Origin of the sequence: Sphaerotilus hippei (genome assembly GCF_003201595.1) — a bacterium.
Lineage (GTDB): Bacteria > Pseudomonadota > Gammaproteobacteria > Burkholderiales > Burkholderiaceae_C > Sphaerotilus > Sphaerotilus hippei.
On sequence record NZ_QJJS01000017.1, the window covers coordinates 53,163 to 77,876 of the forward strand.

27 protein-coding genes are annotated in these 24,714 nt (G+C 70.2%); 16 read left to right on the plus strand and 11 right to left on the minus strand.

All coding sequences use genetic code 11. The features are described from left to right. Positions 1-5 precede the first annotated feature (5 nt). From C7444_RS15965 to C7444_RS15985, 5 genes are all read right to left on the minus strand, one after another. Positions 6-2,336, minus strand: coding sequence for a methyl-accepting chemotaxis protein (locus C7444_RS15965; protein ID WP_110401849.1), 2,331 nt, complete (start codon positions 2,334-2,336; stop codon positions 6-8). A gap of 50 nt (positions 2,337-2,386) precedes the next feature. Then, positions 2,387-2,917 (minus strand): chemotaxis protein CheW, encoded by a 531-nt coding sequence (locus C7444_RS15970; protein WP_110401850.1) that lies wholly within the window; start codon positions 2,915-2,917, stop codon positions 2,387-2,389. Between the two features lie 13 nt (positions 2,918-2,930). After that, positions 2,931-3,296 carry a response regulator gene (locus C7444_RS15975; protein WP_110401851.1) on the minus strand — a complete coding sequence of 122 codons (366 nt, stop codon included), beginning with the start codon at positions 3,294-3,296 and terminating at the stop codon, positions 2,931-2,933. 67 nt (positions 3,297-3,363) lie between these two features. Beyond that, a complete protein-coding gene (locus C7444_RS15980) occupies positions 3,364-3,735 on the minus strand; it encodes a response regulator (RefSeq protein ID WP_110401852.1) in 372 nt (123 codons plus the stop codon). A 95-nt stretch (positions 3,736-3,830) separates the two neighbouring features. Further along, complete coding sequence (locus C7444_RS15985) at positions 3,831-3,983, minus strand: rubredoxin (protein ID WP_110401853.1); 153 nt, start codon at positions 3,981-3,983, stop codon at positions 3,831-3,833. Positions 3,984-4,197: 214 nt separating this feature from the next. Between C7444_RS15985 and thiD the strand changes: the two genes are divergently transcribed. From thiD to C7444_RS16000, 3 genes are read left to right on the plus strand one after another with little or no spacing between them, the layout of a single operon-like run. After that, entirely contained in the window at positions 4,198-5,124 is a 927-nt protein-coding gene (gene thiD / locus C7444_RS15990; protein WP_110401854.1) for a bifunctional hydroxymethylpyrimidine kinase/phosphomethylpyrimidine kinase, read from the plus strand. A 4-nt stretch (positions 5,125-5,128) separates the two neighbouring features. Further along, positions 5,129-6,421 (plus strand): glutamate-1-semialdehyde 2,1-aminomutase, encoded by a 1,293-nt coding sequence (gene hemL / locus C7444_RS15995; protein ID WP_110401855.1) that lies wholly within the window; start codon positions 5,129-5,131, stop codon positions 6,419-6,421. After that, positions 6,414-7,286, plus strand: coding sequence for a D-hexose-6-phosphate mutarotase (locus C7444_RS16000; protein WP_110401856.1), 873 nt, complete (start codon positions 6,414-6,416; stop codon positions 7,284-7,286). Before hemL ends, C7444_RS16000 begins: the two co-directional genes overlap by 8 nt. Positions 7,287-7,301: 15 nt before the next feature. Here C7444_RS16000 and C7444_RS16005 read toward each other — a convergent pair whose 3' ends face one another. Further along, entirely contained in the window at positions 7,302-8,366 is a 1,065-nt protein-coding gene (locus C7444_RS16005; RefSeq protein WP_110401857.1) for a 6-phosphofructokinase, read from the minus strand. A gap of 110 nt (positions 8,367-8,476) precedes the next feature. On the opposite strand from C7444_RS16005, the gene mpl reads away from it, so the two are divergent. The 13 genes from mpl (at position 8,477) to C7444_RS16070 (ending at position 22,234) form a co-directional block, all read left to right on the plus strand. Continuing rightward, a complete protein-coding gene (mpl, locus tag C7444_RS16010) occupies positions 8,477-9,844 on the plus strand; it encodes a UDP-N-acetylmuramate:L-alanyl-gamma-D-glutamyl-meso-diaminopimelate ligase (RefSeq protein ID WP_110401858.1) in 1,368 nt (455 codons plus the stop codon). A 14-nt stretch (positions 9,845-9,858) separates the two neighbouring features. Beyond that, positions 9,859-10,440, plus strand: coding sequence for a YqiA/YcfP family alpha/beta fold hydrolase (locus C7444_RS16015; RefSeq protein ID WP_110401859.1), 582 nt, complete (start codon positions 9,859-9,861; stop codon positions 10,438-10,440). Between the two features lie 58 nt (positions 10,441-10,498). Then, complete coding sequence (gene fabG, locus C7444_RS16020) at positions 10,499-11,239, plus strand: 3-oxoacyl-ACP reductase FabG (RefSeq protein ID WP_110401860.1); 741 nt, start codon at positions 10,499-10,501, stop codon at positions 11,237-11,239. Positions 11,240-11,297: 58 nt separating this feature from the next. Further along, positions 11,298-13,349: a ribonuclease catalytic domain-containing protein gene (locus tag C7444_RS16025; RefSeq protein WP_110401861.1), complete on the plus strand. Its 2,052-nt coding sequence runs from the start codon at positions 11,298-11,300 to the stop codon at positions 13,347-13,349. Positions 13,350-13,392: 43 nt separating this feature from the next. After that, positions 13,393-14,274 (plus strand): energy transducer TonB, encoded by an 882-nt coding sequence (locus C7444_RS16030; RefSeq protein ID WP_110401862.1) that lies wholly within the window; start codon positions 13,393-13,395, stop codon positions 14,272-14,274. 23 nt (positions 14,275-14,297) lie between these two features. Continuing rightward, complete coding sequence (gene aroE, locus C7444_RS16035) at positions 14,298-15,158, plus strand: shikimate dehydrogenase (protein ID WP_110401863.1); 861 nt, start codon at positions 14,298-14,300, stop codon at positions 15,156-15,158. A 19-nt stretch (positions 15,159-15,177) separates the two neighbouring features. Next, positions 15,178-15,963 carry a transglycosylase domain-containing protein gene (locus C7444_RS16040; RefSeq protein ID WP_110401896.1) on the plus strand — a complete coding sequence of 262 codons (786 nt, stop codon included), beginning with the start codon at positions 15,178-15,180 and terminating at the stop codon, positions 15,961-15,963. Positions 15,964-15,989: 26 nt separating this feature from the next. Then, positions 15,990-16,604, plus strand: a complete 615-nt coding sequence (locus C7444_RS16045; protein ID WP_110401864.1) for a hypothetical protein — start codon at positions 15,990-15,992, stop codon at positions 16,602-16,604. Next, complete coding sequence (locus C7444_RS16050) at positions 16,601-17,137, plus strand: TlpA disulfide reductase family protein (protein WP_110401865.1); 537 nt, start codon at positions 16,601-16,603, stop codon at positions 17,135-17,137. Before C7444_RS16045 ends, C7444_RS16050 begins: the two co-directional genes overlap by 4 nt. A gap of 334 nt (positions 17,138-17,471) precedes the next feature. Next, on the plus strand, positions 17,472-17,927 hold the full coding sequence (gene accB, locus C7444_RS16055) for an acetyl-CoA carboxylase biotin carboxyl carrier protein (RefSeq protein WP_110401866.1): 456 nt from the start codon (positions 17,472-17,474) through the stop codon (positions 17,925-17,927). 10 nt (positions 17,928-17,937) lie between these two features. Continuing rightward, a complete protein-coding gene (gene accC / locus C7444_RS16060) occupies positions 17,938-19,287 on the plus strand; it encodes an acetyl-CoA carboxylase biotin carboxylase subunit (RefSeq protein ID WP_110401867.1) in 1,350 nt (449 codons plus the stop codon). A gap of 39 nt (positions 19,288-19,326) precedes the next feature. Next, complete coding sequence (gene prmA / locus C7444_RS16065) at positions 19,327-20,229, plus strand: 50S ribosomal protein L11 methyltransferase (protein WP_110401868.1); 903 nt, start codon at positions 19,327-19,329, stop codon at positions 20,227-20,229. Positions 20,230-20,248: 19 nt separating this feature from the next. Beyond that, positions 20,249-22,234 (plus strand): zinc-ribbon and DUF3426 domain-containing protein, encoded by a 1,986-nt coding sequence (locus tag C7444_RS16070; protein ID WP_110401869.1) that lies wholly within the window; start codon positions 20,249-20,251, stop codon positions 22,232-22,234. A gap of 34 nt (positions 22,235-22,268) precedes the next feature. Here C7444_RS16070 and C7444_RS16075 read toward each other — a convergent pair whose 3' ends face one another. The 5 genes from C7444_RS16075 to rpsC form a co-directional block, all read right to left on the minus strand. After that, a complete protein-coding gene (locus C7444_RS16075; RefSeq protein WP_110401870.1) occupies positions 22,269-22,775 on the minus strand; it encodes a peroxiredoxin in 507 nt (168 codons plus the stop codon). Positions 22,776-22,925: 150 nt separating this feature from the next. Further along, positions 22,926-23,207, minus strand: a complete 282-nt coding sequence (gene rpsQ, locus C7444_RS16080; protein ID WP_110401871.1) for a 30S ribosomal protein S17 — start codon at positions 23,205-23,207, stop codon at positions 22,926-22,928. Continuing rightward, on the minus strand, positions 23,204-23,404 hold the full coding sequence (gene rpmC, locus C7444_RS16085; protein ID WP_110401872.1) for a 50S ribosomal protein L29: 201 nt from the start codon (positions 23,402-23,404) through the stop codon (positions 23,204-23,206). The genes rpsQ and rpmC overlap by 4 nt, the downstream gene beginning before the upstream one ends. Before the next feature lie 17 nt (positions 23,405-23,421). Then, on the minus strand, positions 23,422-23,838 hold the full coding sequence (gene rplP / locus C7444_RS16090; RefSeq protein WP_110401873.1) for a 50S ribosomal protein L16: 417 nt from the start codon (positions 23,836-23,838) through the stop codon (positions 23,422-23,424). 11 nt (positions 23,839-23,849) lie between these two features. Then, positions 23,850-24,713, minus strand: a complete 864-nt coding sequence (gene rpsC / locus C7444_RS16095; protein WP_110401874.1) for a 30S ribosomal protein S3 — start codon at positions 24,711-24,713, stop codon at positions 23,850-23,852. Position 24,714: the final 1 nt, after the last annotated feature.

Consider the following 24,714-nt stretch of genomic DNA (forward strand, 5'->3'; position numbering starts at 1 on the left):
GTGTATCAGGTGATCTTGAACCGTGCCACCGACTGGCGCAGCTCCTCGGCCGTGCGGGAAAGCTGTCGCACCAGCTGAGCGGTTGAACGGGTGCCTTCGCCGGTCTGCTCGGTCACGGCGAAGATGTGCTGGATGTTCTGGGACACCACGGTGGCCGAATCGGCCTCGCGGCGCGCCTGGGTGGAGATGGCCTCGATCAGCTCGGCCAGCTGGCGCGACACCCGGTCGATCTCGCCCAGCGCGGTGCCGGCGTTGTCGGACAGCTTGGCGCCTTCGACCACCCCTTGCGTGGAGCGCTCCATGGCCGCGACCGCATCGGCGGTGTCGGTCTGGATGGTCTTGACCAGCACGGCGATCTGCCGCGTGGCGTCGCCGGAGCGTTCGGCCAGCCGCTGGACCTCCTCGGCGACGACGGAAAAACCGCGCCCCGCCTCACCGGCGGAGGCCGCCTGGATGGCCGCGTTCAGCGCCAGCACGTTGGTCTGCTCGGTGATGTCGGAGATCAGCTCGGTGATCTCGCCGATCTCCTGCGAGGACTCGCCCAGGCGCTTGATGCGCTTGGAGGTCTCCTGGATCTGCTCGCGGATGGTGTTCATGCCGCCGATGGTGTCGAGCACCGCGGTCAGGCCCGAGGCCGCCGCCGACAGCGACTCGCGCGCCACGGCCGCCGACTGCTGCGACTGGCCCGAGACCCGCTGGATGCGCCCGGCCATCTGCAGCACCGCCTCGCCGGTGTCGCGGATCTCGCGCAGCTGCTCGTCGGAGGCGGCCAGCAGCTCGGTGGACGTGGCCTCGACCTGCTGGGTGGTGTCGGCCACCCGCGCCACCGTGCCCTGGACCTGGGCGACCAGCGAGCGCAGCTCCTCGACGGTGTAGTTGACCGAATCGGCGATCGCGCCGGTGATGTCCTCGGTGACGGTGGCCTGCTGGGTCAGGTCGCCCTCGGCGACCGACTGCAGCTCGTTCATCAGGCGCAGGATGGCCGCCTGGTTGGCATCGTTGACCCGCTTGGCCTCACGCTCCTGGCGCTCGGCTTCCTGGCGCTGGATGTCGGCCAGCAGCGCCCGCTGGCGCTGGTCGTGGGTGAACACGCGCAGCAGGCCGAAGGCCCCGATCGCGCCGACCAGCAGCGAGGCGGCCAGCAGCGCGACGTTGAACCAGCCGATGCCCCCGGCGGCGGACAGGCTGGCCTGCACCCCCTCGAGGCCCTGGCGCAGCTTTTCGCTGCCGCCCAGGATCGCCACCTCGGCGTCACGCGCCGCCACCAGCCCCTGCAGGCTGTCCTGCACCGCGGCGGCCTGCTCGCGCAGCCCGTCCTGGGTGCGGATCACCTGCTCGAGCCGCTCGCGGGTGACCGGGTCGCGCGAGGCGCCCAGCCGCCGGGCGGCATCACCGTCAAGCAGGCCCTGGGCCACGTCACGCAGCGCGCTCAGGTCCTTGCCCAGCAGGAACACCGCCTCCGGCGACACGCCCTGGATCGACAGCACCTCGTTGGCCGACTTGCCGACCCGCTGGGTCAGCATCATCAGCTGGCCGGCCGCCGAGATCTCGGCGGCGGCCGCGCCCTGCTGGACCTTCTGGGCCAGCACCGCCTGGGTCGACTCGAGCAGCGCACCGGACTGCTGGCTGATGGCCCGCAGGAATTCACCGGCCCGAGTGAGCAGCCGCTGGCGCTCCAGCACGACACGCGCCTGCTTCTCGGCCTGGTCCACCAGCGGCAGCAGCACCTCCAGCTGGCCACGCACGGGCAGCGGCGCGGCGTCGATGCCGGCGCCGGCATCCCCCGCATGCAGGCCGCGCACGTTGCGGGCCAGCACCTGGGCCGATTCCCGCACCTCGGCAAACGCCGGCTCCTGCCCGACCATCGCCTGCAGCACGGACTTGGACAGGCGCTGGGACTGCATCAGCGCCTGGCCGGTCGCCCCGACCTGGGACGCGCTGCCCCCGGCGGACCGCACGGCCAGCACCGACGACAGCACCAGGCCCAGCACCCCCACGGCCAGGATGACGCCCAGCACACGCTGCTGGCGGTCGGCCGACAGGTGGCCGATCAGCGGCAGGCGTGCACCGCTGCCCGGACGGGGCAGCGCGGGCCGGTCGTGCACCGGCAGGCGGGTCGGGTGGTAACCGGTGGCCAGCTCCGACGGAGCCGCTTCGCTGATGATGGAACCCGGCTCCGGCGCCACGGTCGTGCGGTCGCTCGGATCCTGCACCGTGTCGGGCGCATCCAGGTTCATGTCCAGGGACAGGTAGGCGCTGCCGTAGATGGCCGGGTCGGTCCCCGCGGCCTTGTCCTGCTGTTGCCCCTTGCCCTTGAACTTGTCGATCAGACTCATCCCCGCCTCTACTTTCATGCTTCGGTTTAGGGCCTATCGGCCGGGCGGCGTCAAACCACAGTGGCAATATGCAAAAACCGCTCGTCGCGTGACAAAGCCGCCAGACTCAGCACCTGCCAGGTCCGGCCCGACGCATCGTTCCAGGCGGCGGTCACGAAGGCCGGGTGCACGGTCGAGGCGATCGGCGCCGGCGTGAGCTGGGCGATCTGGCGCAGCCCGGCGAGCTTGTCGACCAGCAGCGCCGCATTGATCTCGAGGCCCGGATTGAAGGCGACCAGGCGGGCCTGCTCACGCGCGGCGCCCGGCACCGACTGGCGCAGGCCGAGGAAACCGCCCAGGTCGACCACGCCGGTCAAGGCCCCGCGCAGATTGGCCACGCCGAGGAACCACGACATCGTGTGGGGCACGGGCTGCAGCTCGCCGGGCTGGAAGATCTCGCCGGCCTCGGCCAGCGGCAGCAGGAAACCGAAGCCGCAGGACTCGATCGCCAGCCAGCCGGCACTGGGCTCGGAGGTCTGGGCTTCCTGGAGCCGCTCGGCCAGCCGCCCCTGGAGTTCACGCAACGCTTCCCTGTTGGCCATGGTGTGTCCAGCCTCAGCCGAAGGCCCGGATCTTCTGGACCAGCAGGTCCGGATCGACGGGCTTGACGACGTAATCGCGCGCGCCCTGGCGCATGCCCCAGACCTTGTCGGTCTCCTGGCTCTTGCTCGTGCACATGATCACCGGCACGTCGGAGAACTGCGGATCACGGGTGATGGTGCGGGTGAGCTGGAAACCGTTCTGGCCCGGCATCACGACGTCCATCAGGATCAGGTCGGGTTTTTCCTCGGCGATGCGGCGCAGGGCCTCGTCACCGTTCTCGGCCGTGCGGACACGGAAACCGCGCCGCACCAGGATTTCCGTGAGGAAATGCAGCTCGGTCTTGGAGTCGTCGACCAGAAGGATGTTGTGGATCGTCATGCCGGGTCTCCCTTGTGCGATCACAGGGCCCGCGGTGCGGACCGGCGCCCATCGGGCAAGCTGCCCATCAGACCGTCACCCGACCGTACTGATGCACCGCCCGCAGCAGCTGGTCCTTGGTGAACGGCTTGGTCAGGTAATCTTCCGAACCCACCATGCGGCCACGCGCCTTGTCGAACAGGCCGTCCTTGGAGGACAGCATGATGACCGGTACCGTGGCGAACTGGGGGTTGCGCTTGATGATCGCGCAGGTCTGGTAGCCATCGAGCCGCGGCATCAGGATGTCGCAGAAGATCAGGTCCGGTCGATGGTCGCTCACCTTGGCCAGCGCGTCGAAACCGTCCTCGGCCAGCAGGACCTCGCAGCCCCCCTGCTTCAGGAAGATCTCGGCACTGCGCCGGATGGTGTTGCTGTCATCGATGACCAGCACGCGGGTCACCGCCGTTTCACGCGGCCCGACAGTTGGAGTCTGCACTTGTTCCACGAAAGGTATGTTCCTCGTTGCTGATGCGGACCGGCGACCGGAAATCGGCTCTAGAACTGCACCATTTCAAAGTCTTCCTTGCGGGCACCGCATTCTGGACAGACCCAGTTCATCGGCACGTCTTCCCAGGCCGTGCCCGGGGCGATGTCGTGCTCGGGGTCGCCGGCGGCTTCGTCATAGATCCAGCCACAGATCAGGCACATCCAGGTTCGAGAGGTACTCACGCGGCGTTTTCAGCTTGTCTACAATGATCGAAGATTGTAGCGATAGCCCGTGGCCGGAAAGCCCTGGGCGCGTGGGCACCTACAACAGATTTCTCAGAATCTCCCAGAGCTTTTTTGCTCCAGGCTTTTGTGCTCACCTTTGCACGGACCCGGGCCCGGTCGGTCTCGAGGTGAGCGGCGAGCGTTACCCCTCATGAAGCCCAGCACCCCCGAAACCGACAGCATCGAGAACCCGGAGCTCACCGGCCCGGTCTGCGTGATGAGCTTCAACGCCAGCGACGCCAGCGGCGCCGCCGGCATTGCCGGCGACATCGCCACGATCGCCGCGATGGGCGCCCATGCCCTGCCGGTCATCAGCACCATCGTGATGCGCGACACCGCGGAAGTCTTCGACCAGACGCCGCTCGATGGCGACACCGTGGTCGAGCAGGCCCGCATCGTGCTCGAGGACACGACGATCGGCGCCTGGAAGGTCGGCTTCCTCGGCACGGCGGAAAACGTCGGCTCCGTGGCCGAGGTGCTGTCCGACTATCCGGACGTGCCGCTGATCACCTACCTGCCCTCGCTGTCCTGGATGGACGACGAGGACGCGGCCCAGGCCTACCTCGATGCGCTGCGCGAGCTGGTGCTGCCGCAGACCGAGGTGCTGGTCGGCAACCACAAGACGCTGACCGACTTCCTGCTGCCCGAATGGGACTCGGAACGCCCGCCGTCGGCCCGTGAACTGGCCGTGGCCGCCGGCGAACACGGCACCCGCCACGTGCTGGTGACCGGCATGCCGCTGCCCAACAACTTCGTCGACAACGTGCTGGCCACGCCGCAGGGCGCGATCACCGGCGAGAAGTTCGAGCGCTTCGACACCGCCTTCGTCGGGGCCGGCGACACGCTGTCGGCCTCCATCGCCGCGCTGATGGCCACCGGCCAGGAGCTGCACATGGCGGTGGCCGAGGCGCTGGCCTTCCTCGACCAGGCGCTCGACGCCGGTTTCCGTCCCGGCATGGGCGGCGTGCTGCCCGACCGCTTCTTCTGGGCGGTGCCGCCGGAAGACGAAGAAGGTGAACCGGACACGGCCGCCAACGGCGACGACACCCAGACACCCCACCCCCGCAACATCCACTGATCCCATGACGACCAATGCCGAGCTGTTCGAGCGCGCCCAGCGTGTCATCCCCGGCGGCGTGAACTCGCCGGTGCGGGCCTTCCGCGCCGTGGGCGGCACGCCCCGTTTCATCAGCCGCGCCGACGGCCCCTACATGTGGGACGCCGAGGGGCAGCGCTACATCGACTACATCGGCTCCTGGGGCCCGATGATCCTGGGCCACGGCCACCCGGCCGTGCTGGGTGCCGTGCAGCAGGCCGCGCTGGAGGGTTTCAGCTTCGGCGCGCCGACCGAGCGTGAGGTCGAGCTGGCCGAGGAGATCCTGTCGCTGGTGCCCAGCTGCGAGCAGATCCGCCTGGTCAGCTCCGGCACCGAAGCGGCGATGACGGCCATCCGGCTGGCCCGCGGCGCCACCGGCCGCTCCAAGCTGATCAAGTTCGAGGGCTGCTACCACGGCCACGCCGACGCGCTGCTGGTCAAGGCCGGCTCGGGCCTGGCGACCTTCGGCAACCCGACCTCGGCCGGCGTGCCGCCCGAGGTCGTGCAGCACACGCTGGTGCTCGAGTACAACAACCTCGAGCAGCTCGAGGAGGCCTTCCGCCTGCACGGCCCGGACCTGGCCTGCGTGATGATCGAGCCGATCGCCGGCAACATGAACTTCGTGCGGGCGCAGGTGCCGTTCGTCCGGCGCATCCGCGAGCTGTGCGACCAGCACGGCGCGCTGTTCGTCTTCGACGAGGTGATGACCGGCTTTCGCGTCGCGCTCGGCAGCGCCCAGAGCCTGTACGCGCAGGCCATCCCCGGCTTCGCGCCGGACATCAGCGTCTTCGGCAAGGTCATCGGCGGGGGCATGCCGCTGGCCGCCTTCGGCAGCTCGCGCCGCATCATGGGCCACCTGGCCCCGCTGGGCACGGTCTACCAGGCCGGCACGCTGAGCGGCAACCCGATCGCCACCGCCTGCGGCCTGGCCACGCTGCGCGAGATCCGCCAGCCGGGCTTCTTCGAGGCCCTGTCGGTCAAGACCCGCCGCCTGGTCGACGGCCTGAAGGCCGCGGCCGACGCCTCGGGCGTGCCGTTCTCGGTCGACAGCCAGGGCGGCATGTTCGGCTTCTTCTTCATGCCCGAGCTGCCGCAGAACTACGGCACGGTCATGACCACCGACCAGGCCCGCTTCAACCGCTTCTTCCACGGCCTGCTGGACCGCGGGGTCTACCTGGCCCCGGCGCTCTACGAGGCCGGTTTCGTCAGCGCGGCCCACACCGACGCCGACATCGACGCGACCATCGCGGCCGCGCGCGAGGTGTTTGCCCATGAGTGAGCTGCAGCAGCCCCGCGCCCTGTACCCGACCGGGCTGATCGAGTTCGACGGCCAGCCGGCGGTGCACCTGCGCGCGCCCGGCGGCGCCCAGGCCACCGTGCTGCTGCACGGCGGCCACGTGGTGTCGTGGATCCCCGCCGGCGGCGAGGAGCAGCTCTACCTGTCGCCCGCCACCGCCTACGGCGAAGGGTCGGCGGTGCGCGGTGGCGTGCCGGTGATCTTCCCGCAGTTCAACAACCGGGGGCCGCTGCCCAAGCACGGCTTCGCCCGCAACCGGGGCTGGACGCTGCAGCAGGCCACGGTGCGCGGCGAGCACGCGTTCGCGGTGCTGCGCCTGGTCGACGACGAGGCCTCGCGCGCGCTGTGGCCGCATCCCTTCGAGCTGGAGCTGACCGTCAGCGTGGACGCCGGCCGGCTCGAGATGGAGATGGCCGTGGTGAACACGGGCGACACGGTGATGAGCTTCCAGGCCGCGCTGCACACCTACCTGGCCACGGCCGACGTGCGCCGCGCCCAGCTCGAGGGCCTGCTCGACCAGAACTACCACGACGCCGTGCTCGACCAGCCGCGCCAGCAGTGGATCGACGTGGTGTCGATCACCCAGGAGCTGGACCGCATCTACTGGAACGCGCCACCGGCGCTGACGCTGCGCGAGGCCGGGCGGCGCCTGAGCATCCGCTCCAGCCAGTTCGAGGACGTCGTGGTCTGGAACCCGGGCCCCGAGAAGTGCGCCCAGCTCAAGGACATGCCCGCCGATGGCTGGCTGGGCATGCTGTGCGTCGAGGCCGCCCAGATCGGCGTGCCGGTGGTGCTGGCGCCGGGCCAGGAGTGGACCGGCATGCAGACCCTGATCGCCGAGAACTGACGCCCGCGGCGCGCGTCAGCCCGGTTCGCCGAAGCTGACGCCGATCTCGCGGGCGCACTGCAGCAGCGCGTGGTCGGGCGGCACCAGCCGGTTGCGGCCCGCGACCTCGTGCAGCGGCACGTCGCACAGGCGACCGCCCTGCAGCGCCACCATGCGCCCGCTGACGCCCTGCCGCACCAGCCCCGCGGCCGCATGACCGTACTGCGTCGCCAGCACCCGGTCGAAGGCGGTGGGCGAGCCCCCGCGCTGCACATGGCCCAGCACGGTCGCGCGCACCTCGGCACCGACCAGGGGCTGCAGCTGCGCACGCAGCACATGGGCCACGCCGCCCAGGCGCACCGGGTCGCTGGCATCGTCGACCCGCTGGCCCACGGTCAGCTCGCCGCCCACGGGCTTCGCCCCTTCGGCCACGCAGATCAGCGTCGAGCGCCGGCGGGCGCTGCGCTCGCGGCACAAGGCGGCGATCGCCTCGACGTCGTAGCCGATCTCGGGCAGCAGGATCACGTCGGCCGCGCCGGCCACACCGGCCTCCAGCGCGATCCAGCCCGCGTAGCGGCCCATGGTCTCGACGACCATCACGCGGCCGTGGCTCTGGCCGGTGGTCTGCACCCGCTCGAGCGCATCGGTGACGGTGGCCACGGCGGTGTCGAAGCCGAAGCTGCGCTCGGTGCCCTCGATGTCGTTGTCGATGGTCTTGGGCACGCCGACCACCGAGAGCGAACCGACCGAGGCCAGGTGCTGGGCGATCGTCATCGTGCCGTCGCCGCCGATGACCACCAGGCTGTGCAGCCCCAGCCCGTCGTGCACGTAGCGCGCCACCTCGTCGGAGACGTCCCGGTCGCGCCAGGCGAAGGGGCTGGCGGTGTTGCTCGTGCCCAGGATGGTGCCACCCGTCGCGAGGATGCCGCTGACGTCGTCCCAGCCCAGCGGGCGCACGCGGCGCTCGATCAGGCCGAGGAAACCGTCCTCGATGCCGACCACCTCGGCACCGCACTGCTGGATCAGCGACTTGGTCACCGCCCGGATGACCGCGTTGAGGCCGGGGCAGTCGCCGCCGCCGGTGAGGATGCCGATGCGCATGGTCTGGAAATCCGCCGTGAACGTGATGCATGCAGTCTATGCGCAGCCGCGGGCACGGCGCTTGCGCCCGACCATGACATGGGCCCGGGCCTCACTTCTAGAATCCGATCATGCACATTCATATTCTCGGCATCTGCGGCACGTTCATGGGCGGCGTGGCCGCACTCGCTCGCGAGGCCGGTCACCGCGTGACCGGCTGCGACGCCAACGTCTACCCGCCGATGAGCGACCAGCTGCGCGCGCTGGGCATCGAGCTGATCGAGGGCTTCACCCCCGACCAGATGGCCCTGGAACCCGATCTCTACGTCGTGGGCAACGTGGTCAGCCGCGGCAATGCGCTGATGGAGGCCATCCTCGACGCCGGACGGCCCTACACGAGCGGGCCGCAGTGGCTGGCCGAGAACGTGCTGCAGGGCCGCCACGTGCTGGCCGTGGCCGGCACGCACGGCAAGACGACGACGACCTCGATGCTGGCGTGGATCCTCGAGCACGCCGGCCTGCAGCCGGGTTTCCTGGTCGGTGGCGTGCCGCAGAACTTCGGCGTGTCGGCGCGGCTGGGCGCGACCGGGCCGATGAGCCCCTTCGTGATCGAGGCCGACGAGTACGACACCGCCTTCTTCGACAAGCGCAGCAAGTTCGTGCACTACCGCCCGCGCACCGCGATCCTGAACAACCTCGAGTACGACCACGCCGACATTTTCCCGGACCTGGCCGCCATCGAGACCCAGTTCCACCACCTGGTGCGCACCGTGCCCGCCAGCGGGCGGCTGGTGGTCAACGCCCGCGAGGACAGCCTGCAGACCGTGCTCAAGCGCGGCTGCTGGAGCGAGGTGCTGCGCTTCGGCGCCCGCAAGGAAGAGCCCGGCGCGCTGCGCGCCCGGGGCGAACCGCACGCCTTCGACGTGCTGCGCGGCAGCATGAAGGTGGCGCGGGTCGAGTGGGCGCTGCTGGGCGAGCACAACCAGCTCAACGCGCTGGCGGCCCTCGCCGCGGCCGAGCACGTGGGGGTCACGCCGGAGCGGGCCGCCGCGGCGCTGGCGGCGTTCCAGAACGTGCGGCGCCGGCTGGAGCGCCGGGGCGAGGCCGGCGGGGTGACGGTCTACGACGACTTCGCCCACCACCCCACCGCGATCCACACCACGATCAACGGCCTGCGCCGCAAGGTCGGCACCGCACGCATCCTGGCGGTGTTCGAGCCACGCTCCAACACCATGAAGCTGGGCACGATGAAGTCGCAGCTGCCCTGGGCGCTGGAAGAGGCCGACCTGTCCTTCTGCCATGCCGGCGGCCTCGACTGGGACGCCCGCGAGGCGCTGCTGCCGATGGGCGCGGACGCGCAGGTCTGCGCGAACCTCGACGCCCTGGTGAAGGCCGTGGTGCAGGCGGCCCGCCCCGGTGACCAGGTGCTGTGCATGAGCAACGGCGGCTTCGGCGGCGTGCACGAGCGGCTGCTGGGCGCGCTGGCCGCCCGCGGCTGAGTCCGGAGCCGCCGATGGCCACCACCCACCTGCTCTACCTGCACGGCTTCCGCTCCTCGCCGCAGTCGTTCAAGGCCCGCTGCATGGCCGCGCACATGGCGCAGGCCCATCCCGAGGTGGTCTGGTGGTGCCCGCAGCTGCCGCCCTCGCCGGCAGCGGCGATCGACCTGCTGCTCGCGGGCGTGGCCGGCTGGCCCGCCGACGGCGCGGCCGTCATGGGCAGCTCGCTGGGCGGCTTCTACGCCACCGTGCTGGCCGAGCGCCTGGGCTGGCGGGCGGTGCTGGTCAACCCGGCCGTGAACCCGGCCCGCGACCTGGCCCGCCACATCGGCGAGCAGACGTCCTGGCACGACCCGGCCGAGCGTTTCCATTTCGACCCCGCCTTCATCGGCGAGCTGCAGCGCCTGGCGCCGGGCGAGCTGGCCCGCCCCGGGCGCTACCTGACCCTGGTCGCGCAGGGCGACGAGGTGCTGGACTGGCGCGAGATGAGCGAGCGCTACCGGCACACCGACCTGCGCGTGCTGCCCGGCGGCGACCACGCGCTGAGCGATTTCGAGACCCATCTGCCCGAGGTGATGCGCGTCCTGGGCCTGTGAGGTCCAGGGGCGTGCCACCCTCCCGCGTCCGACCCACCCAGCGAGAAGAAGCATCCCCATGAGACTCCAGGACAAGGTTTCCATCATCACCGGCGCCGCCCAGGGCATCGGCCAGGCCACGGCGCTGAAGTTCGCCACCGAAGGGGCGATCGTCATCGCCTGCGACGTGCAGCCCGAGGCGGTGCAGGCCACCGTCGAGCGCTGCCGCGCCCTGGGTGCGCGGGCCGAGGGCTTCGTGGTCAGCGTGACCGACCGGGCGCAGATCGATGCGATGGTGCAGGCGGTGCTCGGGCGGTTCGGCCGCATCGACGTGCTGGTCAACAACGCCGGCATCACCCGCGACGCCCGGCTGCAGAAGATGACCGAGGCCCAGTTCGACGCCGTCATCGACGTCAACCTGCGCGGGGTCTTCCACTGCGCCCAGGCCGTGGTCGACACGATGATCGGACAAGGCAGCGGCGTGATCCTCAACGCCAGCAGCGTGGTGGGCCTGTACGGCAACTTCGGCCAGACCAACTACGCGGCGGCCAAGTCCGGGGTCATCGGCTTCACCAGGACCTGGAGCCGGGAGCTCGGCCCCAAGGGCGTGCGGGTGAACGCGGTCGCGCCGGGCTTCGTCGAGACACCCATCCTCGCGACGATCCCCGACAAGGTGCTGCAGCAGATGCGCGACGAGGTGCCGCTCAAGCGCCTGGGCCATCCGCAGGAAATCGCCAACGTGTACGCCTTCCTCGCCAGCGACGAGGCCAGCTACGTCAACGGCGCGGTGATCGAGGTCTCGGGCGGATTGACGCTCTGAAACAGCCTGCCTGACCCGGGATGGCGGCGCTCACCCGCTTCCCGGCGACAATCGGGGCATGTATGCCCTGTTCGATGAAGCCGGCAAGTTCCTTGCCGGGCGTGTGATGTCCGAAGCCGACAGTTCGATGCAGATCGAACTGGAGTCGGGCAAGCGTGTCAAGGTCAAGTCCGCCAATGTGCTGATGAAGTTCGAGAAGCCCGGCCCCGCCGAGCTGATCGCGGAGGGCCAGCGTCTGGCCGAGGAGATCGATCTCGACCTGGCCTGGGAATTTGCGCCCGATGCCGAATTCGGATTCGCCGACCTGGCGCGCGACTATTTCGACGCCAAGGCCGGCCTGACCCACCAGGCCGCCGCGCTGTTCCGCCTGCAGGCGGCGCCGCACTATTTCCGCCGCGCCGGCAAGGGCCAGTTCCGCAAGGCGCCCGAGGAGATCGTCAAGGCCGCGCTGCTGGCCATCGAGCGCAAGGCGCAGATCGCCGCGCAGATCGAGGCCTGGGCGCAGGAGCTGGCCGACGGCAGCTGCCCGCCGGCCGTGCGCGAGCAGCTCTACAAGATCCTGTTCCGCCCCGACAAGAACGCGCCTGAGTACAAGGCCGTGGTCGAGGGCTCCCGGCGTGCGCAGCGCGCGCCGCTGGACCTGCTGACCGCCGCCGGGGCCATCGACAGCCCCTACCAGTTCCACTGGCGGCGTTTCCTGTTCGACCAGTTCCCCAAGGGCACGGGTTTCCCGTCCGGCCTGGTCGCCCCCGAGATCCACGACGACCTGCCGCTGGCACCGGTGCGGGCGTTTTCGATCGACGACTCGGCCACCACCGAGATCGACGATGCGCTGTCGGTCCAGGGCCTGGGCAGCGGCACGGTGATCTTCGGCGTGCACATCGCCGCCCCCGGCCTGGCGATCACGCCGGATTCGGCCATCGACCGGATCGCCCGCGAGCGCCTGTCGACCGTCTACATGCCGGGCTGGAAGCTGACCATGCTGCCCGACGAGGTGGTGCAGCGCTACACGCTGCAGGAAGGCCGCGACTGCCCGGCGCTGTCGCTCTACGTCACGATGGACGAGGCGACGCTCGAGATCAAGGGCAGCGAGACCCGGATCGAGCGGGTGCCGATCGCCGCCAACCTGCGCCACGACCAGCTCGACGCGCTGATCACCGAAGCCGCGCTGACCGGCGAGGCGCCGGCCGACTTCCCCTTCGCCCCCGAGCTGAGCTTCGGCTTCCGCCTGGCGCGGCACCTGAAGGCCGGGCGTGAGGTGGTGCGTGGCAAGCCCGAGAACTTCAACCGCCCGGACTACAACTTCAAGCTGGTCGATGCCCGGGGCCAGGCGCCGGTCGCGCCGCCCGAGGGCAGCGAGACGGTGCTGATCAGCGAGCGCCGCCGCGGCGCGCCGCTGGACACCATCGTCGCCGAGGCCATGATCCTGGCCAACAACACCTGGGGCGGCTGGCTGGCCGAGCTGGGCGTGCCGGGCATCTACCGCAGCCAGGCCAGCATGGCGCCGGGCATCAAGGTGCGCATGGGCACCCGGGCCGCGCCCCACGCTGGCATGGGCGTGGCGCACTACACCTGGGCGACCTCGCCGCTGCGCCGCTACGTCGACCTGGTCAACCAGTGGCAGATCATCGCCTGCGCGCGCAACGGCCGCACCGCCGCGCTGGTCGCGCCCTTCCGGCCCAAGGACACCGCGCTGATGGCGGTGATCTCCGGCTTCGACGCCGCCTACACCGCCTACAACGGCTTCCAGAACGGCATCGAGCGCTACTGGACGCTGCGCTGGCTGGAGCAGAACGGCGTGACCGAGATCGAGTGCTCGGCCATGAAGGACGGGCTGGTGCGGGCCGACACGCTGCCGCTGGTGCTGCGCGCCGTGGGTGCCGAGCAGCTGCCGCGTGGCGCCCGCGTGCGGGTGCGCCTGGGTCGCCCTGACCTGCTGACGCTCGACACCAGCGGCACCGTCGTCGCCCGCCTCGACACCGACACCAGCGCGCCGGCCGCCGAGGAAGCCGACGAGCAGGAGGACGTGGCCGAAGCGGCCCCGCTGTCGCTGGCCATCGACCTGTCCGAGGCCGAGCCGGCGGTGCCGGCCGAAGGCGCCGGCGCCTGACGCCCGGCACCGGACCTGCACCACACCCGGGAGCCCCTGCCTCATGTGGCGACGTCTGAAGCGACTCTCGACCCTGCAGATCGCGCTGCTGGTGTCCGCGGCCGTGCACGCCGTGCTGCTGACCCTGCGCCTGGCCGATCCGGAAGGTTTCCAGCGCATCCTCCAGGACACGCCGCTGGAGGTGGTGCTGGTCAACGCCGGCAACTCGACCGCCCCGCCGAAGGCCCAGGTGATCGCCCAGCGCGACCTGGCCGGCGGGGGCGACGCCGACAGCGGCCACGCCACCTCGCCGCTGCCGCCCTCGCCCACCGCCCAGACCGGCGATGCGGCCGAGGACACGCAGCGCCAGATCGAGCAGAAGCAGGTGCAGCAGATGGAGCTGCTGGCGCAGATCCGGCGCGAGCTGGCCAAGCTGCCCCAGCCCGATCCCGCCCGCGAGAGTGGTGCGGTCGCCCGCCATGCCGACGAGGAGCGCCGCCGCCAGCTGCTCAACCTGCTGGCCGAGATCGACCGGCGCATCCAGGAAGAGAACGCGCGGCCACGGCGGCGCTACGTCAGCCCGGCCGCCCGCGAAGGCGTGCACGCGATCTACTACGACGAGCTGCGCCGCCGCATCGAGGACACCGGCACCCGCAACTTCCCCGAGAACAACGGCCAGCGCCTCTACGGCGAGCTGATCGTGCAGGTCGCGGTGGATGCGCAGGGCCGGGTGGTCGAGGTCGAGCTGGTGCGCTCGTCGGGCAACCCGGCGCTCGACCGGCGGGCGCTGGCCATCGTGCGCAGCGCCGCGCCATACGGCCGCTTTTCCGCGGCGATGAAAGCCCAGTTCGACCAGCTGGTCTTCGTCTCCCGTTTCCGATTCACCCGCGACGAGGGCCTGCGCGCAGCCGTGGAAGACACCGGCTCGCGTGAGCGCCGCCCCTGATCGCCCTGCCTGACTTTCACACCATGGACCGCTACGTCGTCATCGGCCACCCGGTGGAGCACAGCCGCTCGCCCGCCATCCACGCCCTGTTCGCCGCCCAGACCGGCGAGCACATCGACTACCAGCGCCAGCTCAGCCCGCTGGACGGCCTGGTCGACACGGTGGAGCAGCTGGCCGCCCGGGGCGTGCGCGGCTGCAACATCACCGTGCCGTTCAAGTTCGAGGCCTTCGAGCTGATCGCCAGCCGCAACCCGGCCGGACTGAGCGAGCGGGCACGGCGCGCCCGGGCCGTCAACACGCTCGGCCTGGACGCCTCGGGCTGGTGGGCCGACAACACCGACGGGGTCGGCCTGACCCGCGACATCGAGCGCAACGCCGGCGTCACGCTGCGTGGCAGCCGGGTGCTGCTGCTGGGCGCGGGGGGCGCCGCCGCCGGGGTGCTGGCCCCGCTGCTGCAGGCCGGCGTGGCCGAGCTGGTGATCGCCAACCGCACGCAGGAACGCGCCGAGGCGCTGGTGCGCAGTCACGCCGACCTGGCGCAGGCCCAGGGCGCGACCCTGCTCGCCCGCCCGCTGGCCGACGCCGGCCGGGCCTACGACCTCGTCATCAACGGCACGGCCAGCAGCCTGGCCGGCGCCGGCGTGCCGGTCGGCCCCGAGGTGCTGCGCCCGCAAGGCTGGGCCTGGGACCTGATGTACGGCGCGGGCGCGCTCGGTTTCCTCGACTGGGCCGCCGGGCACGGCGCACGCGGGCGTGACGGCCTGGGCATGCTGGTCGAGCAGGCCGCCGAGGCGTTTTTCCTGTGGCGCGGCGTGCGCCCGGACACCGCGCCCGTGCTGGCACGGCTGCGCGCCGAGGTCGACGCCTCGCTGGGAAAGCGCTGAAGTGAGCCGCGGACCGGTGCTGCGCGGGCACCTGCTGCGCCTGGGGGGCCTGTGCCTGGTCAGCGCACTGGCGCTGCAGCTGTTCTTCGCGCTGCGCATCGGGCTGATGGTCGTCGTCGATCCGCAGTCCACCAGCTTCCAGCGCAGCGAGGCCTGGCGCCTGCTGACCGAACGCCTCGAAGTGCCGTGGAGCCAGTCGTGGCGCCCCTACGGCCAGATCTCGACCGCGCTCAAGCGGGCGGTGATCGCCAGCGAGGACGCCGGTTTTGCCGAGCACAGCGGCGTCGAGTGGGACGCGATCGAGAAGGCCTGGGAACGCAACCAGCAGGCCGAGGAGCGCGCCCGCCTGGCCGACGAACGGCAGGCCCGCCGCCAGGAGCGGGCCGCCGCGGCCGGCAGGCCCGTCACCGCGAGCGCGCCGGCCAAGGCCGTCGCCAAGGTGGTGGGCGGCTCGACCATCAGCCAGCAGCTGGCCAAGAACCTGTTCCTGTCGGGTGAACGCACCGCCATGCGCAAGGGGCAGGAATTCGCCGTGACGATGATGCTCGAGGCGCTGCTGAGCAAGCGCCGCCTCTACGAGATCTACCTGAACAACGTCGAGTGGGGCGAAGGGGTGTTCGGCGCGCAGGCCGCGGCGCGGCACTACTTCCGCGTCGACGCCGACCGGCTGTCGACCGGCCAGGCCGCCCGGCTGGCGGTGATGCTGCCGGCCCCCAAGCGCTTCGAGCAGCGCCCCGGCTCGGCGTACCTGGGCGCGCGGGCCGGCACCGTGGCCGCCCGCATGGGCGCGGTCGAGCTGCCCTGATCCCCCCGACCTGACAGAATGCCGCCATGACGACATCCCGGACCGAGGACATCGCCGCCACCGCCGCCCGCCTGGTGGTGGAAGAAGGACTGGAGTACGGCCCGGCCAAGCAGCGGGCCGCCCGGGCGCTGGGCTGCGCACCACGCCAGGGCGAACTGCCCGACAACGACCAGCTCGAGGCCGCGGTGCGCGAGTACCTGGCGCTGTTCTGCGCCGACACCCAGCCGCAGGAGCTGGCCGCCCTGCGTGCGGTGGCGCGGCGCTGGATGGAACGCCTGGCCGAATTCCGGCCCCACCTGACCGGTGCGGTCTGGCGCGGCACCGCCACTCGGCTGTCGGCAGTGCACCTGCAGCTGTTCTGCGATGACAGCAAGAGCGCCGAGATCACGCTGCTCAACCAGGGCGTCGACTACGACGTCGGCAGCGTGCGCGGCCCCCGGGGCGTGATGGTCGACGTGCTGAGCCTGGGCGAACGCTGCCGCGACCTCGACGACACCGTGACCGTGCACCTGACCATCCTCGACCACGACGACCTGCGCGGCGCCCTGCGCACCGACGCCTGCGGGCGCACCGCACGCGGGGACCTGGCCGCGCTGGAACGGCTGATGCAGGCCGGCACCGGGACGGGTGGCCCCGCATGAACCGGCGCCAGCTGACCTTCGGCGCGCTCGGCCTGGGGGCGCTGGGCGCCGGGGTCGGGGCGCAGCTCTGGCGCCGCCAGGGCGAGGCGGATCGCTCCCGGGCCGTGCCCGAGAGCGTGTGGCTGCAGCAGGTGGAACGCCACGGCAGCCCGGCCCCGCTGGCGCTGGCCGACTGGCGCGGCCGCCCGCTGGTGCTGAACTTCTGGGCCACCTGGTGCCCGCCTTGTGTCAAGGAAATGCCCGAGCTGGACCGTTTTGCCCGCAGTGCCGCGGCGCACGGCTGGACGGTGATCGGCATCGCGATCGACAAGGCCGAAGCGGTCGCCCGCTTCCTCGAGCGCACGCCGGTGAGCTTCCCGATCGGCGTGACCGGTTTTGCCGGCACCGAGCTGGCGCGCACGCTGGGCAATGCCAACGGCGGCCTGCCCTACACCGTCGTCATCAGCGCCGCCGGCGTGCTGACGCACCGCAAGCAGGGCCCGACCGACCACGCCGAACTGGCCGCCTGGGCCGGCCTGGCGGATCGGGTCTGATCGTCGTGCATCGGGCTTGACGTGGGTGGATGCCCCGCCGAATTTTGCCGATATCATCGTAACGAACTGCATCCCCGACCGAAATGCGCGTAAAGTAATGGGTTCGGCGTCAAAATCGCATTAACAAAGCACATTCATCCGTCATCGGCATGTCGCATTCATCGACCCGCCTCCATGACCCGCAGACACCGAACCTTGCAGATCGACACCCAGCCTTCGGGCACGGTCGGATGACCGTCACCCCGGGAGGCCGGCGATCGGCGCAGGGCGATCCGCAGGGCCCGACCCGTCGGACGCCCCCGACCCCACCACCCAACCAGGATGGAACCACCACATGGACCTTCGCAAGCTCAAGACCCTGATCGACCTGGTCTCGGAATCCAACGTCTCGGAACTTGAAATCACCGAAGCCGACGGCAAGGTGCGCATCGTCAAGAGCGCGCCCGTCACCACCGTGATGGCGATGGCCCCCGCCGCCGTGGCCCCCGCCGTGCAGCCGGCCGCCTCCCCCGTGGCCGCCGCCGCGCCGGCCCCGGCGCCCGCCGCGGCCCCGACCGGCCATGTCGTGACCTCGCCGATGGTCGGCACCTTCTACCGCGCCAGCTCGCCGGGCGCCAAGCCGCTGGCCGACGTCGGCCAGCAGGTCAAGGAAGGCCAGTCGGTGTGCATCATCGAGGCGATGAAGATCATGAACGAGATCGAGGCCGACCTGGCCGGCACGATCGGCAAGGTGCTGGTCGAGAACGGTCAGGCGGTCGAATACGGCCAGCCGCTGTTCATCATCGAATAAGGCTCTCCAGATGTTCAAGAAGATCCTGATCGCCAACCGGGGCGAGATCGCGTTGCGCATCCAGCGTGCGTGCCGCGAGATGGGCATCCAGGCGGTGGTCGTCTACTCCGAGGCCGATCGTGACGCCAAGTACGTCAAGCTCGCCGACGAGGCGGTGTGCATCGGCCCGGCCGCCTCGGCCAAGAGCTACCTGCACATGCCGGCCATCATCTCGGCGGCCGAGGTGACCGACGCCGAGGCGATCCACCCCGGCTACGGCTTCCTGTCGGAGAACGCCGACTTCGCCGAACGCGTGGAACGCAGCGGTTTTGCCTTCATCGGCCCGACACCCGAATCGATCCGCCTGATGGGCGACAAGGTCTCGGCCAAGGACGCGATGATCAAGGCCGGCGTGCCCACAGTGCCCGGCTCGGCCGGCGCGCTGCCCGACGACCCGGCCGAGATCATCCGCATCGGCCGCGAAGTCGGCTATCCGGTGATCATCAAGGCGGCAGGTGGCGGTGGCGGTCGTGGCATGCGGGTCGTGCTCGACGAGAGCTCGCTGCTGGCCTCGGTCGAGATGACCAAGGCCGAGGCGGGTGCCGCCTTCGGCAATCCGGCCGTGTACATGGAGAAGTTCCTCCAGAACCCGCGCCACATCGAGATCCAGGTGCTGGCCGACCAGCACGGCCACGCCGTCTGGCTGGGCGAGCGGGACTGCTCCATGCAGCGCCGCCACCAGAAGATCATCGAGGAGGCACCGGCACCGGGCATCCCGCGCAAGATCCTCGAGAAGATCGGCGAACGCTGCGCCACCGCCTGCAAGAAGATCGGCTACCGCGGCGCCGGCACCTTCGAGTTCCTGTTCGAGAACGGCGAGTTCTTCTTCATCGAGATGAACACGCGGGTGCAGGTCGAGCACCCGGTGACCGAGCTGATCACCGGCGTGGACATCGTGCAGCAGCAGATCCGCATCGCCGCCGGCGAGGAGCTGCCCTTCACGCAGAAGCAGATCGAGCTGCGTGGCCACTCGATCGAGTGCCGCATCAACGCCGAGGATCCGTGGAAGTTCGTGCCCTCGCCGGGACGCATCACCATGTGGCACCCGCCGGGCGGCCCCGGGGTGCGGGTGGACTCGCATGCCTACACCAACTACTACGTGCCGCCGCACTACGACTCGATGATCGGCAAGATCATCGTGCACGGCGACACCCGCGAACAGGCCCTGGCGCGCATGCGCAGCGCCCTGAGCGAGACGCTGGTCGAGGGCATCAACACCAACATCCCGCTGCACCGCGAGCTGATGTCCGACCCGGGCTTCGTGCAGGGCAGCACCAGCATCCACTACCTCGAGCACTGGATCGCGGCGCGCAAGCGCTGAGCCGGGCCGCAGAAAGTCCTGCCGATGACGACAACGACCATGGTCGAACTCACGCTGTTCGCCCCCGCCAGCCAGGTGGATGAACTCTCGGACGCGCTGATGGAGCTCGATGCCCTGTCGGTGACGGTCGAGGACGCCAACGCCGACACGCCCGACGAGGCGCCGATCTTCGGCGAACCCGGCATGCCCGCCGCGTTCGCCGAGCAGATCCGCGGCTGGCAGCACTCGGTGCTGAAGGCGCTGTTCGCCCACGAGGAGGCGGCCACGTCGGCCGCGACGCTGCTGCTGTCGCAGGAGATCGACGGCCTGCACGTGCAGGCGATGGAGCCGGTCGTCGAGCAGGACTGGGTGCGGCTGACCCAGTCGCAGTTCGCCCCGGTGCCGATCACCGAGCAGTTCTGGATCGTGCCGTCGTGGCATGAACCCCCGGCCGGCGCGACCCAGGTGATGCGCCTGGACCCGGGCCTGGCCTTCGGCACCGGCACCCACCCGACCACGCGCATGTGCCTGCGCTGGATCGCCCACCACGCCAGCGAGATCCCGGCCTGGCCGCGCACGCTCGACTACGGCTGCGGCTCGGGCATCCTCGCCATCGGCGTGGGCCTGTTCGGCGGGCGGCACATCGACGCGGTGGACATCGACCCGGCCGCGGTCGAATCGACGCTGGCCAACGCACGGGTCAACGGGGTCACGGTCAACGTCGGCCTGCCCGACCTGGCCAGCGGCACCTACCCGCTGGTGCTGGCCAACATCCTGGCCGCGCCGCTGAAGCTGCTGGCCCCGCTGCTGAGCCAGCACGTGGCCCCGGGCGGCCACCTCGTGCTGGCCGGCATCCTGGAGCGCCAGATCGACGAGCTGAAGGCGGCCTACGCCCCCTGGCTGACGCTCGAGGTGGCCGATCAGGAAGACGGCTGGGTGCTGCTGAGCGCACACCGCCCCTGAGCACGGCAACGACCGCGCCATGAGCCTCGCCACCTCCTGTTCGCACTGCGGCACGGTCTTCCGTGTCGGCCATGAGCAGCTGAAAGCGTCCGAGGGCTGGGTGCGCTGCGGTCATTGCCAGCAGGTCTTCAACGCGCTGGAAGGCCTGTTCGACCTGGAGCGGCGCGAGCCGCTGTCGAACTACGACCTGGCCGAGTCCCGGCATGGCGACCCGCTCACCGCGGTCGCCGACGAGAACACGGTGTTCGGCTTCCGCGACGCGGTGGAGGCTCCGGCCACCAGCGTCGACCACGGCAGCCTGTTCGACCACTTCGTCTATCGCAGCGACGACGACGCCGACCTGCGTCCACCCGCGCCGCTGCCGCCACCCACCTGGCCGGACGTGCCGCTGGACCTGCCGGCGGCGCCTGCCCCGGCGCAGGTCGCCGCGCCGCCTGCGCCTGCGCCGGCGCCCGCCCAGCCTTATCCGATCTACGCCCAGCTCGAGGATCCGTCCTGGATCGAGACCCGCCCGGCGATGTTCTCGGACCTGTCGGCCCTGCGCCAGCGCCAGACCGAACGGGTCGAGGCCGGTCTGCCGGTGGCGTCGGCCGAGCTCGCCCACATCGACATCGAGCCGGAGCTGGCGCCGACCCCGCCGGTCGAGCCCCCCGAGGCGCTGTCGATCGAACTGATCGATCCCGATCCGGCCACTGAAGCCGCGCCTGAAATCGCGCCCCTGCCGGAGCCCTTCATGGACACCGCCGGCCTGGACGAGCCGTCGTGGGCGCCCGCCTCGCCGCCGGAGCCGGAGCCGGAGCCGGAGCCGGAGCCGGAGCCGGAGCCGGAGCCGGAGCCGGAGCCAGAGCCAGAGCCAGAGCCAGAGCCAGAGCCAGAGCCAGAGCCAGAGCCGATCCTGCTGCAGGATCCGGTCGGCGAGCACCTGTCCGTGCCCGACACGCTGGCGCCGCTGCCGCAGGCTGACCTCGAGAGCGCTGCGGCAGCCTCGGCACCGGTCATCGCAGCCGACATGACGCCGGAAGCAGCGCCGGCGGCCACCCTCGCCCCCGTCATCGACGAGGCGCTGTCACTGCCCGTCCTGGTGTCGATGCCGGACGGTCCGCGGCGTGAGCCTGATTTTTCAGCACTGGGCGTGCTGCCGCTGCAGGCCGGACCGGCCGAGGCGATCGACCCCGAGGTCGATGCACGGGGGGCGCAAGCGCCCTCGCCACGGCCTTCACCCCAGACCGTGGCGCACCTGCTGACCCAGGAGGATGCGTCGTCGTTGCATGCGGGGGTCGAAGCCAGCCCAGGATCTGCCGAAGTGGCCCCCCCCGAGGTCGTCGAGGCTGCGGTCGAGATCACCGCCCCCACGCCGGCGCAGGCGCCCCACCCGGAAGAGATCGTGGCCACCGTGCCCGACACCCCGCTGGTGGCGAGCGACGACACGCCGCTCATCGAGGAGCCGGCAGCCCCCGAGCCAGAGACGGTGACGGAGGCCACCACCGAGCCCTTGCCGGCCTTCGTGCGGGAAGCCGACCGCAAGGCGCGGTGGCGGCGGCCCTGGGTGCGTGCCACGCTGGCGCTGGTCGTGCTGGTGGCCGGCATCGGACTCACGGGCCAGCTGGCCTACCACTGGCGTGATCTGCTCGCGGCACGATCGCCGCTGGCGGCCCGCCTGCTCGAGCCGATGTGCCAGTGGCAGGGCTGCCAGCTGGCGGCACCACGTCAGCTGGAGGCGCTGGCGGTGGACAGCACCGCGCTGACCCAGCCGCCGGGCATCGACGGCTACAAGCTGCAGTTGCAGCTGCGCAACCGCACCGACCACATCGTGGCCGCGCCCTGGATCGACCTGACGCTGACCGATGCATCGGGGGCGGTCATCAGCCGCCGCATGCTCAAGCCGGCCGAGTTCAAGCAGGCCGAGACCCTGTCGGCCCAGGACGACGTGACCTGGCAACTGGAATTCACCGCCAAGGATGCCCACCGCATCAACGGCTACACGCTGGCGGTGTTCTACCCCTGATCGGCCACCGGCCGGCCAGGGGAGAGGCGATGGATCAGGCGCGGGCCTGGGCCAGCAGCGTCTGGGCGTCGCTGACTTCCAGCTTGCCACCTTCGTCCAGGTTCAGCGCCTTGACGACGCCGCCTTCGACCAGCATCGAATAACGCTGGCTGCGCAGGCCCAGGCCCTTGACGCCCAGGTCCAGCGTCAGGCCGGTGGCCTTGGCGAAGTCGGCGCTGCCGTCGGCCATCATGCGCACCTTGCCCTGAGCGCCTTCCTGGCGGCCCCAGGCCCCCATCACGAACGCGTCATTGACCGACAGGCACCAGATCTCGTCGACGCCAGCGGCCTTGAAGGCGGCCGCCTGCTCGATGTAGCCCGGCAGGTGGCGGGCCGAGCAGGTCGGGGTGAACGCCCCCGGGAGAGCGAAGATCGCGATCTTCTTGCCGGCCGTCTCCTTCGTGATGTCGAAGGCGTTGGGGCCCAGCGAGCAGCCGTTGCCCTCGACCTCGATGAATTCGTACAGGGTGCCGGCAGGCAGGGTGTCACCGATCTTCAGCATGGTTGTCGTTCCTCTTGAAAATGAAATGGCCAGTTCGACGGGGTCGTCGACCGGCCATGAAAAAACCGACTGCCAGTATCCCAGCGAGTCGGTTCAGGGCGAGGTACGGAGCCCGAAGACCCCGCATCGCATCAGCTTTTCAACGTCAGGTCAGACCAGACGAGCCTTTTCGATCAGGCGCGTGACGGTCCAGGCCTTGGTCTTGGAGATCGGACGGCATTCCGAGATCTCGACCAGGTCACCCATGTGGAAGTCGCCATTCTCGTCATGAGCATGGTACTTGCGCGAATGGGCCACGATCTTGCCATACAGCTCGTGCTTGCTGCGACGCTCGACCAGGACCGTGACGGTCTTGGAGCGCTTGTCGCTGACCACGCGGCCGACGAAGGTGCGGGTGTTCTTGGACTTGACGGCGGCTTGGGCTTCGCTCATTTGGCGGCTCCCTTCTTCTTCTCGGCCAGGATCGTCCGTGCACGAGCGATGTCGCGACGGGTGTTGCCCAGGGTCGAGGTGTTGGTCAGCTGTTGGGTGGCCTTTTGCATGCGCAGACCGAAATGGGCCTTCAGCAGTTCGCTGATTTCCTTTTCGATTTCTGCGACATCCTTGGCACGGAGTTCAGAGGCGTTCATGCGTGTGCTCCTTGCGCTCAGGCGCCGAACTGACGGGTCACGAAGGTGGTGCTCAGCGGCAGCTTGGCCGCAGCCAGCGTGAACGCTTCGCGAGCCAGTGCTTCGGGCACGCCATTGACTTCGTAGAGGACCTTGCCCGGCTGGATTTCAGCAACCCAGTATTCCGGGTTGCCCTTGCCGTTACCCATCCGCACTTCAGCGGGCTTCTGGGAGATCGGCTTGTCCGGGAAGATCCGGATGAAGATCCGGCCACCGCGCTTGATGTGGCGCGAGATGGCACGACGGGCAGCTTCGATCTGGCGGGCCGTCAGACGACCACGCTCGGTCGCCTTCAGACCAAAATCGCCGAACGACACCTTGGCGCCGCGGGTAGCGACGCCGGTGTTGCGGCCCTTCTGTTCCTTGCGGAACTTGCGACGCGACGGTTGCAACATTCCAGTTCTCCTTAGACTGCGGGAGCGCCGTCCGGCTTGCGGACCACACGCTTCACAGCAGGCTTGTCGCCGGCAGCGGCGGCGCCCTTGTCGGCTCCGTCGGCCGGAGCTTCATTGCGGCCACGGCCAGCACCGGCAGCGGGACCACGCGGACCACGGCGGTCGCCCGGGCGGTCGTTGCGCGGGCCACGGCGGCGGCGGTCATCCTCGGGACGCTCTTCGCCACGCAGCACCGGCGATTCGCCGTTGGCCAGGCGGTCGCCCTTGTAGACCCACACCTTCACGCCGATGATGCCGTAGGTCGTCTTGGCTTCGGAGAAGCCATAGTCGATGTCGGCACGCAGGGTGTGAAGGGGCACGCGGCCTTCGCGATACCACTCGGTACGAGCGATTTCGATGCCGTTCAGACGGCCGGCCGACATGATCTTGATGCCCAGGGCGCCCAGACGCATCGCGTTCTGCATCGCACGCTTCATCGCGCGGCGGAACATGATGCGCTTCTCGAGCTGCTGGGTGATCGAGTCGGAGATCAGCTGAGCATCGACTTCAGGCTTGCGCACTTCTTCGATGTTCACTGCGACCGGCACGCCCAGCATCTTGGCCAGTTCGAGCTTCAGGTTCTCGATGTCCTCGCCCTTCTTGCCGATCACCACGCCCGGACGTGCCGAGAAGATGGTGATGCGGGCGTTCTTGGCGGGGCGCTCGATCAGCACGCGCGACACGGCAGCGCTCTTGAGCTTCTTCTTCAGAAACTCGCGAACCTTGATGTCTTCGGCCAGCATGCCAGCGAACTGGGTGTTGCCGGCGTACCAGCGCGACGACCAGTTGCGCGTGACCGGCAGGCGGAAGCCGATCGGATGGATTTTCTGTCCCATG